This window comes from Mycobacterium sp. (genome assembly GCF_035653355.1).
Classification (GTDB): domain Bacteria; phylum Actinomycetota; class Actinomycetes; order Mycobacteriales; family Mycobacteriaceae; genus Mycobacterium.
In genome coordinates, this window is sequence record NZ_DASRBZ010000227.1 from 1 (window position 1) to 13,259 (window position 13,259).

Below are 13,259 nucleotides of genomic sequence, written 5' to 3' on the forward strand. Positions count from 1 at the left end.
GGACCCACCACCACCGCTTCGGTCGGCCAGTCCGGCCGCGGAACCTCCAAGGCGGGCAGCGTGGCGATCAATCGCCGCAACGGTCCCGGGTCACTGGCCGGCAGACCGATGCCGACCCGGGCCTCCTGGCGCTGGCGCAGGCCCGCGCGCCACGATCGCGCGCTCAGCGACCGCAGTACGGCATCTCGAAGCCGCCCCCGGATACCGGTCCCCGCCGCCAGCCCGCTGCCGATCGGTGGCAGCCCTTTGGACGGCAGATACAGCGGATGCGGGTTGAGTTCGATCCACGGGATGGCCAACAGTTCGGCAGCCATGCCGCCGCAGGCGGTGATGACGTCGGATACCACCAGATCGACGGCTAGCTCTTGTAACTGCGGAACGTTGAGCACCGCCATCCGCGCCGCCCGCTGGTGAATCTTGGCCCCGGCGTCGCGGTCGTCGTCTGCCGCGGTGGGCTCGAGTCCCTCCAGCTCGGCGGCCTCGACGCCGGCCTCCCGGGCGGTCTCGAGCCATTCTGTGCCGGTCAGCAGGATCGGCTTGTCACCCGCAGTCAAGAAGCGTTTGCACAGCGCGATCGCGGGAAACGAGTGCCCGGGATCCGGGCCGGCGACCACGGCGACTCGCACTTGCCCTACCCTGCCACAGCTACCGCGCTAGATTGATGCGTGGCGACCCGCTGCGCCCGGCTCCGCCGCGCTTGCGATCACCACTAGGCTGGCAACCATGACTCAGCCGACCACCGTTGACAACACCCGAACGGTCGAGAAGTTCCTTTACGCGCTGCAAGACGAAGACTTCGACACCGCAGGCGCGGTGTTAGACGACGACTTGGTCTACCAGAACGTCGGATTGCCCACTATCTACGGCCGCGACCGGACGATGAAGTTGTTCCGCAGTATGCAGGGCCGCGCCAGCTTCGAGGTCAAGATCCACCGCATCGCATCCGACGGCGCCGCGGTGCTCACAGAACGCACCGACGCGCTGATCTTCGGTCCCCTGCGCCTGCAGTTCTGGGTCTGCGGCGTCTTCGAGGTCCACAATGGACGAATCACCTTGTGGCGCGACTACTTTGACTTCTACGACATGTTCAAGGCGACCCTGCGTGGCTTAGCGGCTACCGTGTTTCCGTCGCTGCGTCCGTCGTTCTGACCTCCGCGTTTGCGGCGCCACGGCGGTGTAGGGGCTAGGCGACCCGTCGGCTAACCGGGTCGCTCACCCCGGCGAGCGGGCGGGGCTTGCGTTGTATCCATCGACCGCTGCGTGGCTCGTGGCGACTTTCCGCACTTCCCCCGTGTGGGGCCGTACTGCGGAGTTAACGTGGTCGCGAGGAAAGGCGCTCGCCGACAGAAAAGGCAATGGGATGACCGGTCCGGAGTACCGCGATCAGCAGCCAGCGGGCTACTACTACCAGCCACCGCCGCCGCACCCGCAGTACGCGACTTTCAGGCACGCACGTCCGATCTACAAGCGACGTTGGACATGGGTTGCAGCTTTGGTTGCAGTAGCCGCACTGCTTTTAGCGGTTGGCGTTGTTGCGAAGGTTTCCAAGCCATCTCAGACACCGCTTCAGACCAAGTCCTACCAGTTGGGATACAACGAAATTGGACCCCAGTCTGCTGTCACCGGTGCGGAGGCAGGACTGACCCCAAACGTTGCTTGCGAGAATGGGATGACCTTCTGGGCAATGGGCCGTACGGGTGCCGTCAATCCAGACGAGGCTCGCAGTGGCCTGAACTTGGCCTACGACCACGATTCAGTTCTGAAGGGGTGCTTGGACTACCTACACGGGCGCGGATACACCGATCACCCGTTCCAGAACACAATCGGCCCAGATGGGAAGCTCCACTAATTTCAGCCGCAGTTGGTTGCTTCGCCAAACAGGCTAATTACGTTCGTACCCGGCACCCCTGCAACCGGCTCCGGTAGCGCGTTCGGCACCCCGCCGTCATCCTCCGGTATCCACTCGCCATACGTCGTCAACGTGATGACGTAGGTTGCGTGGCCCATCCACTTCGACACCTGCATGTAGTGAACTCCCGCTGACAATTGGAGCGCGGCGAAGGTGTGGCGTAGGTCATGGACGCGGCAATGCGGCAACCCGGCCTCGGCGAGCGCCGGACGAATCACTCGCGTGTGCAGGCCGTTGAGGTCGCACGGCTGCGACCAGTCCGGCTGCGAACCGCCCCGCTGCCCCTTGGGGCGGTAACCTCCGCGTCGGCGTCTCGGCCACAACGGCGCGGTCGATCGTCGGCGCGCGGGTGCTCCGCGAGGTAGTCGGCCATCCGCTCCGCCAACGAAGGCGGTAGTGGCACGGTGCGCTTACTGCGCTTGCTCTTTGGTGTACCGGTGACCCATTCGCCGTGACTTCGTGCGTTCGACCCGCACCGTGCAGCGACTCTGGCCGGCAGCGGTTTTCGTGATAACCAGGTCGCGCACTTCCAGCCCTTGCGCCTCGGCGGCACGTACCCGCTGTACGCCAGGAACAACACCAGCACTTCATACACCGGGTACCGCTCGACGATCTTCGCGGCGAGGGCTGCGACCTGTGAGCCGGTTAGTGCCCGGCGCGGCGTCTCGGCGTCATCGCCCACCGCGTGCATGCTGCCGAAGTCGATTGCGTCGGCAGGTTGGCCGGTATCGCGTTATGCCGCTGGGCGTATCGCAGCACCGCGCGGAATGGCTGCCAGGCATCGCGCACCGACTTGCGACTCAGCCTCTCGACCAAATCGGCGCGGAAACGCTCGCAGTCACGCGGCGTAATTGACACAACTGCTTTGTCGCCGAACTGCTTAAGCGCATACCGCGCGAGCACAGCCTGATACTTCTCGTAGGTGCTGACCTTGAGCTTGCCGGTCTCGAGCTTCACCGCCTGTTCGTCCAGCCAACCTGCCGCGTAATCGTAAGTGGGCACTGGGCAAAGGGCACGCGACCGGCGAACAACACGAGTTAGGTAAGGCAAGTAAGGCGCGCTATGCGGCGCTACCCGAACGCAAGGGCAGCACCTACAAGCGGGTACCGCTGCGAGCTAGGCCGGGGCGTCGCCGTGCCCGGTAGCGAGCGGCCGGTAGCGCTGGGCCGCCGTCGCTGCGGTCCCATAAGCAGCAGCCGGGGCGGGCCCGCCCCGGTTGCTAACCCACCGAAAGATGAAAGGTTGGTGTTTCGCTGATGGCCACCGAAAAGCAAGCCGCGCACCGCGCCCGGTTCGCCCGGCAGGCCCGCGCGGGTACAGGCAAGGTGGGTCGCCGCGCCAAGAGCAGCGCCACGCCAACGCGCAAGAAGCGCGGCAAGTAGCCGGTCACCCTGGCGATTGAATCCAACAGAGCGGTGGGCGACCGGCTACCGGGCGTCAGTAGAAGAACACCGTCTGGGTTTCCTCCTGCGGCTCATCGTTTTCCAGCCAACGAATTGTGATCTTCACCTGCCTGTCCGACCCCATCCACAGAATCACTGGCCACTGCGCCGGTGCGAGCGGCGGCAGGTCGATCGGCTCGCCGTCATAGTCAATGCGGTAGTTGCCATTGGGGATTTCGAGTGTGAGCTGATTGGCACGCACGCTAGTGCTCATGTTCTGTACCATCAACCGCTTGTTGAACTCGTCATAGCTCAGGTAAGGGATCGCGTGTTCGACGGGGGCTGCAACCGGCAGCGCCGGCACACCGAGATCCAACTTCATCAGGTCGTGCTCGATGGCCTCACGAACCTGGTGGCCAAGATCAGTCGGGTCGACGTACACCCCGACCAATCCCTTGGCTTCCATCTCGACGCGGAACTTGTTGAGTCGGCCAAGCTCTTTGGGGTCAGCAGCGCTGCGGCGGATCGGCTCGTCCGAGAAGTAGACATGCACTGGCTTCCCGGCCTCGGAGGTGCTTTCGATCTCGTGGGCAGTGCCCGAGACGGCGCCCATTGTTGCGCTGCCAAGGCGACTGTCGAACACAGCGACGACGATGTCGGAGTCGTCAACGATCTGCGAGTTGACAACCGCTTGGCCACCCTCGGCATTGAGCAGAGGCACGGTGTCCGACTTCCAATGGCGGGGAAGCAGAATCACCCCCTCTGCCTCGCCGCGACGGCCATTCCAGCTATGGATGCTTTGGATGATCGCCTTAACTTCAGCACCGGTATCTCCCGGCGTGGCGATCAACACCTTTAGTACATTTGCGGGGAACAATCTAGTTGTAGCCTTTCGACTGGTCGGTTCGGTAGCGCGGGCGGGCGCTACCGGGCTTGGCCATCTTGTTCGGGCCGAGCCGCCGACCAGTGAATCACCGTGGGGTGACACTGGAGCGGTAGACACGCCGGTTTTCAATGCCGAGATTCCGCTCGCGCGTGGTGTATAAGCCTCATCCGTCACAGCTAGTAACGGTTGAGCAGGCTTATGCGTTACCACCACGCTCTCGGCGACGTACTGCAGGTTGTTGTGGCTCTCGTCATCGATGTAGCAGGCGTCGCCGCCGAAGATGAAGTCGGCATCGCGGCGCGGCGGCTTGCCGGAGTTAAACGGCAGGCTCCGAGAGTCTTGCCCGAGTGGGGCTGTTGGGCTAAGTAGCAGTCAGCTTGTCAGCCACTGCCGTACGCCGCCGTGTCCCGAGCAGGTACCCGAGTGGTGTGCTGGATGAATAATCGCCGTCCCGGCAGATGGCGGTAGCTCCAGGAGGGGGCCACCGGGCACCGTGAGGAGCCCTGGCGCACCGTTAGGAGGCAGAGTGCCGCCCGACGATGGATCGGGAATACATTGCCCGTCCGAGTTTGTGTAGTAGCCCGTGCCACAACTAGCCAGGACCGTAGTCGGCCCGCTTGCAACGGCTGCTGGGGCAGCGCCTAACACCGCCGCTCCAATCGCCGCGACGACGAATAGGAAAATCCGGACGCGCATACCCACTCCCGCAGGAAGGAATTCTTTTGACACTGCAGGAGCCCGAATCCCGAACGCCGATGTAGCGGTTCCCCGCCCTTGATCACATGGTTTTCGGTGATGCATTTCCGCTGGATCGGGGGCGGCCCCCGGCGCACCACCCCGGCGGCCAGGGGCTAATTGAAGCAGTACCCTACCCATACCGTAGCCGTGTGCCAGCGTGTGCAAATCCCGAGGCTAGGTGGGTATCTGGGTTAGCTCACGGCCCCTGCGTGGCTTAGCGGCTACCGTGTTTCCGTCGCTGCGTCCGTCGTTCTAGGTGCCGAAGCCTCTAGACGCGCGCACCCCACCCAGTTCGTCGAACGCCTGCGCCCAGCCGATCAGGCGATCGGTCGCCTCGGCGAGCTCATCACGATAGCGTTGCTGAGACGCCGGGGAGGCGGCCGTCGCGCCGCCGTTCGCCGACGATACCAATTGCGCTGCCGCAGTTACCATTTCGTTGTACTGACGCACACCGGCACTCAACTGCGCGGTGAACGCATTGATCGTGGGCACCAGATACGACCGCGACTGCGGGCTGAAGTTGGCGGTGCGCTCCATCGCCACCACCTCTGCTGCGGTGGCCGCCATGGCAGCGGAAGTCTGATTGGCCGCATCGGACAGCTCACGAATTTCGCTGGCAGGCAATATATTGCCGCGCTCCATCACACCCAACAACGAGGAGAAGCCGCGCTCGGACGAACCCAGCGCATGCATCACGGGTCGCGCCGCCGAGCCCGGCGGCGGCAGCCGGCGCGCGTTGGCGGCCCGCTGTGTCGGCAACGGTAAGGAGCGCAGCCAGCGATAGCGCAGCAGCAACAGCGTCGCCGGAATCGCCGAGCCCGCCGCGATGGAGCCGGTGACCACCAGCAGCGCCACGAACCATCCCCAGGCCGCCAGCAACACCGTCACCACTGCCCAAAATACTGATGCGACACCGAATATCACGGCCCAGCGCAGTGCGCGGCGGCGCCGCCGCAGCAGCCGGGCACGTGGATCGGTCACCGCGCTGATCTTCTGCGCGACAAAATCCGAAAGCTCGTTGGCGGTGTCGAAACCACGCTGCATCAAGGTGCGCCACGCTCCGCTGACCGTGACCCGCTGACTCGCATTCACCGCCATGGTGCCGACCTTCCGCTTAGTTCTGGCCGATGGGCTTTTCCGCGGTGGGCTCCGAAGCTGCCGCAGGAGTGGCAGGGCTGCCCGCAGCCGCGCCGCCGGACGGTCCCCCGGCCGGCAGAGCCTCACCGCGCATCGACGCCCGAATCTGTTCTAGGCGCTGGTGGCCGGCCATCTGCACGCTGGCCTGCTCGACTTCGAGCATGCGGCCCTGAACCGAGCCCTGCGCCAACTCGGCGGCGCCGACGGCGTTGGCGTAGCGACGTTCGATCTTGTCGCGCACTTCGTCGAGGCTCGGAGTATTACCCGGCGCGGCGAGCTCGCTCATCGACCGCAGCGACGCGCTGACCTGTTCTTGCATCTTGGCCTGCTCGAGCTGGCTGAGCAGTTTGGTGCGCTCGGCGATCTTCTGCTGCAGCACCATTGCGTTTTGCTCGACGGCCTTCTTGGCTTGGCCGGCGGCTTGCAGCGCCTGGTCGTGCAACGCCTTGAGGTCTTCCACACTCTGCTCGGCCGTGACCAACTGGGCCGCAAACGCTTCGGCGGCGTTGTTGTACTCGGTGGCCTTGGCGGTGTCGCCGGCGGCAGTGGCCTGGTCGGCCAGCGCCAAGGCTTGGCGGACGTTGACCTGAAGCTTTTCTACGTCGGCCAGCTGGCGGTTGAGCCGCATCTCGAGTTGACGCTGGTTGCCGATCACTTGCGCCGCCTGCTGAGTCAGTGCCTGGTGCTGGCGCTGGCCTTCTTCGATGGCCTGCTGGATCTGCACTTTGGGATCGGCGTACTCGTCGATCCTGGCGTTGAACAGCGCCATGAGGTACTTCCACGCTTTGACGAACGGATTGGCCATGGGTTAGCTCCGCCTTCGTGTCGAGGTGCGCCGAATGGACTGCCGGCCCCTGCTGCTCAATTTATCGGTTCGGCGTCGATTGCCCCACCCGTGTTGCGCATAAGCCAAACACCGACCGGGTCAGGCCACGGCCAGCGACACCGGCGGGATGACGACTTTGGTGCTCGCATCGATGTTGGCGGCGCTGGCCGTGGTCGGAGCGGCCGCACGCTCATGGGCTGCCATCCGCTCACCGGCGTCGATGAGCACCTCGGACAACGGAACCTCCAGCGCGTCGCAGATCGCGTTCAGCAGCTCGCTGGAGGGCTCCTTGCGGCCGCGCTCGACCTCGGAGAGATATCCGAGGCTCACCCGCGCAGATTCGGATACTTGCCGCAGCGTTCGACCTTGGGAAGTCCGCGCCCGGCGCAGCACCTCGCCGATGACCTCCCGTAGCAGTGACGCCATCGCGCTCTCCTTTGTCCGGGTCGTCGGTTATTCGCAGCGGTTACTAACGTCAACGCCCACCGCTGCGGCGTGGTTCCCCGCCGGGGTCGTCCGTGGTCAGCGGGTCGTGCAGCGAACTTCCCTGGCAGCCGACGCGACATAATCCACCCCGGTGACAACCGTCAGCACGACGGCAGCGCCCATCACCGCCGTCGCGGCCACCAGCCAGGAACCCGAAAGCGGTAGGACGAACAAGCCGATCGCCACAGCCTGAACGAGCGTCTTGAGTTTGCCGCCCCAGCTCGCCGGAATAACGCCTCGCCGCAGCACGGCGAACCGCAGTACGGTCACCGCGACCTCGCGCACGAGGATCACCACGGTCACCCACCACGGTAAGTCACCAAGCGTCGAAAGCCCGATCAGCGCTGCGCCGATGAGCGCCTTGTCTGCAATCGGATCGGCCAGCGTGCCCAGTTCGGTCACCATGCCGTAGGTGCGGGCCAGGGCACCGTCGAACCGGTCAGTGATGACCGCCACAGCGAAGATGACGAAAGCCGCGACGCGGCTGGTGGTGTCGTGACCGTCACCGGCGAGCAACGCGAGGACGAAGATCGGGACCAGTACCAGCCGCAAACCTGTCAGCATGTTGGCGACGTTGGTGACACGGACCCGCCGTACCGTGGGACCGGTTTGAGGCTGTCCCGTCACGGCATCAGAATAACGGGTGCCCAGCTGGTGCGTCCCGAATGCCGATACTGTGCACCCGTGGAGCCAGCGGGCAGTTCACCGGACCATGGGGCCGTGGTCCGGCGCGCGCGTACCTCGGATGTTCCGGCGATCAAGCAGCTGGTGGACACCTACGCCGGAAAGATCCTGCTGGAAAAGAACATGGTGACGCTGTACGAGGCGATCCAGGAGTTCTGGGTGGCTGAACTCGACGGCGAGGTGATCGGCTGCGGCGCCCTGCATGTGTTGTGGTCCGATCTCGGCGAAATACGCACGGTCGCAGTACATCCCGATATGACGGGTCGCGGCATCGGCCACGCGATCGTGGACCGTCTTATCGAGGTGGCGCGCGAGCTGGAGCTGAAGCGGCTGTTCGTGTTGACGTTTGAAACCGAGTTCTTCAGCCGGCACGGTTTCACCGAGATCGAGGGCACGCCGGTGACCGCCGAGGTGTACGAGGAAATGTGCCGCTCCTACGACTTGGGCGTCGCCGAGTTCCTCGACCTGAGCTATGTCAAGCCGAACATCCTGGGCAATTCCCGGATGCTGTTGATTCTCTAGAGGTTCAGAGCGGAAATTTGGTATCCGTGAGCTGCTCGGACAGCTCCCAGAGCGCGGCGGCAGTGGAAGCGCGCCTGGCCTGTGGGCTGCGCCAGGTCGGCTGGGTGCGGCCGTAGAAGCCGAACTGCGGGCCGACGAACGTGTCACCCCGGAGATCCTGCGATACCGCGTACAACGTTTGGCGGGCGCCGAAGTGGGCATCGGTGGATACGACGCGGTCGGCCGCCAAGACCACCGCGTCGCTCACTCTGCGGCCGGACCGGCCCTGCAGGTTGGTGTGCGACCAGCCGGGGTGGGCGGCCAGCGCGCGCACCGGGGAGCCGACGCTGTCCAGGCGCCGCTGCAGCTCGCTGGTGAACAGCAGGTTGGCAAGCTTGGACTGGCTATAGGCAAGCCACCGCGAATAGGGCCGGGACTGCCAATTTAGGTCTTTGAGGCTGATGTAGCCGAAGTGGTGCATCAGCGAGGACACCGTCACCACCCGGTCGGTGAGCTTGGGCAGCAGCAGGTTGGTCAACGCGAAATGACCGAGGTGGTTGGTACCGATATGACGCTCGAAGCCGTCGGCCGTCAGCGCATAGTCGACGGCCATGATGCCGGCGTTGTTGATCAGAACGTCGGCGTGATCGATGTCATCAGCGAACTGCCGCACCGATGACAGGTCCTGCAAGTCGAGTTGGCGCACCTCGAGGTGGCCGGTGGTGCCGCCGGCCATCTTCTGGGCGGCGGCTTCACCCTTTCGCATGTCGCGCACCGCGAGGATCACGTGAGCGCCGACCCGGGCCAACTCGCGGGCGGTCACCTCGCCCAGGCCACTGTTGGCGCCGGTGACGATCGCGGTGCGCCCGGTGAACGAGGGCAGCTCTGCTGCGGTCCAACCAGCCATGGCAGACACCCTAATCCGACGTTGCGCGAGGTCCTGACACGGATTAGCGGCTGGACCTACCGAGCGTGTAGCCGGTCCAGACGTCTCCCTGACCAACGCGAGCCTCCCGGTATCGTCGCTGGGAAGCGCGCGCCAATCCCCCTGGGCGCCCCGACGGCCATCGAACCAGGAGTACGCAATTGGGACGCGATCTAGCCCTTTCCGACGACAGCTACCCGTTGGCGCGGCGGCGACTGGTAGCTGCCAGCCAAGCGTCGATGGCTTGCGAATGTATCTAGGCGTCATCGTCAATCCGCTGGCACGAAAAAATCGTGCGGCGGCCGATCGCAGCGCCGAGCTGCGTCGCCTCGTCGGCCGGTGCGGCGAGGTGCACGAAACCGCGTCGGTCGAGGATCTCCGGAGCGTCGTCGAACAGCTCTATCCGCGGGTCACACACCTTGTCGGCGACGGCGGCGACGGAGCGCTGCACTGGTTGATCAACGAAGTCCAGCGATGCGACGCCGATCCGCAACGCTGGCCGACGTTCGTGCCGACCAACAACGGCAGCGTCAACGCTGTCGCGCGCAAGGCGCGAGTACGCGGGCGGGCCGATGCGATTATCCGCACGTTGGCAACAGCTGCCGAAACCGACCAGCCTCCGCCCGAAATGTGGCTCGACACACTGCAACTCGACGGCGAAACTGCGGACGGGGCGAGCTTTCATCGCATTTGCTTCGGGTGCGCGGCCGGCGGTGTCGGCAACCGGTTCTACGACAAGTACTACGCCAACCCCGATCATGGCCGCGGGGCCGTCGCTCGAGTGATCGCTCGGCTGTTCGGCGACTACCTAACCGGCAAGGTTGCCCCCGGCCACATGGCCAGAGAGAACTGGGCATCCCAGTTGTTCGTGCCGACGCACGCCCGCGTCGTCATCGACGGCGAGGAGGTCCCGACGCGCGCACACAGGTTGCTGCATGCCGGCGCAATCGACCTTCGTATCGGCGGTCCGTTCCGGCTCTTCCCCAAGGCCTCCGAACCTGGTGCGCTGCATTTCCAAGCCGGGGAGCTGAGACCGTCGCTGATCGCTGTCCAGCTTCCCGCGGCGCTCACCAACGGGACGGTGCACGGGTCTGCGGTGCGCGACATCAACGGCCGGGAGATGAGCATCGAGGCCGAGGACGAGCCACTGTCGCCGATCATCGACGGGGAGCGTTTCGTCGGAATCGTCAAGCTCACGGCGCGGGCGGGGCCGCGTATCCGCATCGCCCAGGTCGCGGCGTCAACGGCGCGGCTTCGGCGCCGCCTAACCCCAGACGTCACGCGGCATCCGTAGCGATCCCCCGTAAGTTCAGCGCCGAGCGCGGATGGCGCGCGTGATCTGGGCGGAGAGTTTGGGATCGCTCAGTAGTTGGTCGACGAGCGCGGAGAGCACCTCTTGTCCGGTGACGCGGGCCACGCCGAGCCGGTCGGCGGCGTCGCGCTGCCAGATGTCGAGCGCTCGGTGCTGCGCCGGCGAGAGATCAACGGTTCGGCGCGTTTTCGTAACCCGGGTTCGTCCGAGGATGACGGGTTCGGTGGGTGCCGCCGCAACGGCGGGAGTAAGTGATGCGGCAGCGTGGGTGCGCGACCGGTCGGCGTCGGCATTCATGTGGCGACCTTCCCTGAGCGGCAGTACGTCAGTATGTCAGTACGTCAGTTCAGTGTATCCGTAGTTCATGCACGATGGGAGGTTTGGGATCGCCGGGGTGTTGCTGGATGGTCTACAGCGGCCGCCCTGGCCCTTCAGGCTGCCTCGACGGCAGAGTTAGGCGCCATCAGCACGCTCGTTCTCGGCCGCGACGGGCGCTTCATCGCCTGTGACCACCTGACTTGGCCGATAGCTGCTAATGACTTAAACGATTGCTAAGGTACCGGAATTGTGATGATATAAATCACATAATCGGTCGAAGTTCAATTTGCACGGCTTTTCTGCTACTAATCGAAACGACGTTGACTACGACGTCGCTTCAGCGGAATTACCATTAAATACTGCAATTAGTAGTTCCGTAGGTCAGTATTCGCGTATCTACGGCCAACTTTCTGTCTCCACCTGGTAATATAGGTACTGATCTACTGATTCCAGTACTCACGGAACCAGCTGCAGCGGCGGTCGCCGCTAATTCTGCAGTCGACTGAGCGAGCGTCGTGGGATCCCGGAAGCGGCCGTTGACCCCCTTCCGATTAATTAGCCTGGAAGAATGTTGTGAACTGGATGTAGAGTACCTATAAGGCGTTCTCTAGCTTTGCTTGATATTCTTCGGCGGCGGTATTATCGATACTACTGATGTAGTGAGCGAAGTAGTTCTGTTGATCTCGGTCGAGACCGACCTGGAAAGGGGATACTCCTACGATGGAGACGCTTATCGATTACCTGCAGGCGTGGGAAGAGCGTAGGCCGGACCAGGTTCTCTACCGGTTCGTCGACGCCGACGGCCGCGAGATCGAGCACTACACCTACCAAAGCTTCGCCGAGCGGACCCGTGAGCTGGCCGCCTACTTGTTCGCAGAGGCCGGCCTGCGGCCCGGAGACCGGGCGCTGCTGGTCTACCCGCCCGGCTTGGAGATGGTGGCGGCGTTCATCGCCTGCGCGCGCATCGGGGTGATCGCCGTACCGGTCAGTCCCCCTCTACCAATGGCTTTCGAAGCGGGACTGGCCAAGCTCAGCTTCATCGCGCGCGACTGCCAGGCCAAGGCGGTGCTGTCGACCAAGCAGTTCGAGTACGACTATCGCCAGCTGCTCGGCGCCCGGCCAGGCGGGCTGCCCTGGCCGGACACCGAGCGGCCCCCGGAACTGCCCTGGTTCGCCACGGATGGCACCCAGGACTTCGGCGGCGGTCCGGTAGCCGACACGCCGGGGCCGGTGCTCTTCTTGCAGTACACCTCCGGGTCCACGAGCGATCCCAAGGGCGTGATCGTCAGCCACGCCAACATCATCGCCAACGCCTCTGCCTTCACGGGCAGTGAAGTGGCAGTCAGCTGGCTGCCGCAGCATCACGACATGGGGCTGATCTCGGCTTACTTGTTCGTGTTGGTGGTCGGTGGTTCCACGCATGCGATGTCGCCGCTCGACTTTCTCAAGCGGCCATCTGCCTGGCTCCGGCTGGTCAGCGAGGTGCGCGCCACCCACACGCCGGCGCCGAACTTCGCACTCGAGTACTGCCTGCGCGAGGACAAGCTGCCCGAGTCTGAGCTGGCCGGGATAGACCTGAGCAGCCTGGAGAGCATCGTCATCGGGGCCGAGCCGTTGCGGGCCAAGAGCTTTGCGCGTTTCCGGGAGCGGTTCGCCCCCTACGGTCTGCGGCCTGACGCGCTGACGGGTGCGTACGGCTTGGCCGAAAACACCCTGATCGTGTCCCTTCAGGGCCGCCAGACACTGGCACTGAACAAACGCGGGCTAGAGCAAAACCTGGTCCGGGTGGAAAAGGCACTTCCCGAGAACAAAAACCAGGCTCCAGTCGTGAGCTGCGGCAAACCTCTGGTCGGAAATACGGTCCGCGTCGTCGACCCTGAAACGCGAAAAGGCCTGGGCGAGGGCCGGATCGGCGAGATCTGGGTGGCCGGCGCATCCAAGGGCGGCGGCTACTGGCACCGCCCCGAGAAAACCGCGGAGACGTTCGAAGCCCGCATTGCGGGCGACGACGAACACACCTATCTGCGGACCGGAGATCTCGGCTTCCTGTACGAAGGCGAGCTGTTCGTCTGCGGCCGCACCAAGGACCTGATCATCGTCCGCGGCGTGAACTGCTACCCGTCCGACGTCGAGGCCATCGTGGAGCGGTCGGCCG

General features: G+C 64.5%; 14 protein-coding genes and 1 pseudogene. 5 read left to right on the forward strand and 10 right to left on the reverse strand.

Features of this window, described 5'->3' with window-relative positions; genetic code table 11:
* Positions 1 to 626: pseudogene (locus VFA16_RS07625) on the reverse strand (glycosyl transferase); the annotation flags it as partial.
* A gap of 97 nt (positions 627 to 723) precedes the next feature.
* Between VFA16_RS07625 and VFA16_RS07630 the strand changes: the two are divergent.
* Positions 724 to 1,149 carry a limonene-1,2-epoxide hydrolase gene (locus VFA16_RS07630; protein WP_324967231.1) on the forward strand — a complete coding sequence of 142 codons (426 nt, stop codon included), beginning with the start codon at positions 724 to 726 and terminating at the stop codon, positions 1,147 to 1,149.
* A gap of 702 nt (positions 1,150 to 1,851) precedes the next feature.
* Here the strand turns inward: VFA16_RS07630 and VFA16_RS07635 are convergent.
* Together VFA16_RS07635 and VFA16_RS07640 are read right to left on the reverse strand one after the other, a co-directional pair.
* Positions 1,852 to 2,127: a hypothetical protein gene (locus tag VFA16_RS07635; RefSeq protein WP_324967232.1), complete on the reverse strand. Its 276-nt coding sequence runs from the start codon at positions 2,125 to 2,127 to the stop codon at positions 1,852 to 1,854.
* A 427-nt stretch (positions 2,128 to 2,554) separates the two neighbouring features.
* Entirely contained in the window at positions 2,555 to 2,911 is a 357-nt protein-coding gene (locus VFA16_RS07640; RefSeq protein WP_324967233.1) for a phage integrase SAM-like domain-containing protein, read from the reverse strand.
* Between the two features lie 254 nt (positions 2,912 to 3,165).
* Here VFA16_RS07640 and VFA16_RS07645 point away from each other — a divergent pair, with 254 nt between their 5' ends.
* Positions 3,166 to 3,291 (forward strand): hypothetical protein, encoded by a 126-nt coding sequence (locus tag VFA16_RS07645; protein WP_324967234.1) that lies wholly within the window; start codon positions 3,166 to 3,168, stop codon positions 3,289 to 3,291.
* 55 nt (positions 3,292 to 3,346) lie between these two features.
* Here the strand turns inward: VFA16_RS07645 and VFA16_RS07650 are convergent, their stop codons facing one another.
* The 5 genes from VFA16_RS07650 to pgsA form a co-directional block, all read right to left on the reverse strand.
* Complete coding sequence (locus VFA16_RS07650; protein ID WP_324967235.1) at positions 3,347 to 4,144, reverse strand: hypothetical protein; 798 nt, start codon at positions 4,142 to 4,144, stop codon at positions 3,347 to 3,349.
* Positions 4,145 to 5,167: 1,023 nt separating this feature from the next.
* Positions 5,168 to 6,013: a phage shock envelope stress response protein PspM gene (gene pspM, locus VFA16_RS07655; protein WP_324967236.1), complete on the reverse strand. Its 846-nt coding sequence runs from the start codon at positions 6,011 to 6,013 to the stop codon at positions 5,168 to 5,170.
* Between the two features lie 16 nt (positions 6,014 to 6,029).
* The gene (pspA, locus tag VFA16_RS07660) at positions 6,030 to 6,857 is read right to left on the reverse strand and encodes a phage shock protein PspA (RefSeq protein WP_324967237.1); all 828 of its coding nucleotides are present in this window, start codon (positions 6,855 to 6,857) and stop codon (positions 6,030 to 6,032) included.
* Between the two features lie 120 nt (positions 6,858 to 6,977).
* Positions 6,978 to 7,304 (reverse strand): transcriptional regulator ClgR, encoded by a 327-nt coding sequence (gene clgR, locus VFA16_RS07665; protein WP_324967238.1) that lies wholly within the window; start codon positions 7,302 to 7,304, stop codon positions 6,978 to 6,980.
* Positions 7,305 to 7,400: 96 nt separating this feature from the next.
* Positions 7,401 to 7,991: a CDP-diacylglycerol--glycerol-3-phosphate 3-phosphatidyltransferase gene (gene pgsA, locus VFA16_RS07670; RefSeq protein WP_324967239.1), complete on the reverse strand. Its 591-nt coding sequence runs from the start codon at positions 7,989 to 7,991 to the stop codon at positions 7,401 to 7,403.
* Positions 7,992 to 8,084: 93 nt separating this feature from the next.
* Here pgsA and VFA16_RS07675 point away from each other — a divergent pair, with 93 nt between their 5' ends.
* Complete coding sequence (locus VFA16_RS07675) at positions 8,085 to 8,570, forward strand: amino-acid N-acetyltransferase (protein ID WP_324967240.1); 486 nt, start codon at positions 8,085 to 8,087, stop codon at positions 8,568 to 8,570.
* Between the two features lie 4 nt (positions 8,571 to 8,574).
* On the opposite strand, the gene VFA16_RS07680 is transcribed toward VFA16_RS07675, so the two are convergent.
* Positions 8,575 to 9,456: an oxidoreductase gene (locus VFA16_RS07680; RefSeq protein WP_324967241.1), complete on the reverse strand. Its 882-nt coding sequence runs from the start codon at positions 9,454 to 9,456 to the stop codon at positions 8,575 to 8,577.
* Between the two features lie 268 nt (positions 9,457 to 9,724).
* Here VFA16_RS07680 and VFA16_RS07685 point away from each other — a divergent pair, with 268 nt between their 5' ends.
* Complete coding sequence (locus VFA16_RS07685) at positions 9,725 to 10,768, forward strand: diacylglycerol/lipid kinase family protein (protein ID WP_324967242.1); 1,044 nt, start codon at positions 9,725 to 9,727, stop codon at positions 10,766 to 10,768.
* A gap of 15 nt (positions 10,769 to 10,783) precedes the next feature.
* Here the strand turns inward: VFA16_RS07685 and VFA16_RS07690 are convergent, their stop codons facing one another.
* The gene (locus VFA16_RS07690) at positions 10,784 to 11,083 is read right to left on the reverse strand and encodes a hypothetical protein (protein ID WP_324967243.1); all 300 of its coding nucleotides are present in this window, start codon (positions 11,081 to 11,083) and stop codon (positions 10,784 to 10,786) included.
* Positions 11,084 to 11,824: 741 nt separating this feature from the next.
* On the opposite strand from VFA16_RS07690, the gene VFA16_RS07695 reads away from it, so the two are divergent.
* Positions 11,825 to 13,259 (forward strand): fatty acyl-AMP ligase (locus VFA16_RS07695; RefSeq protein WP_324967244.1); only part of this gene is annotated, 1,435 nt, incomplete at its 3' end.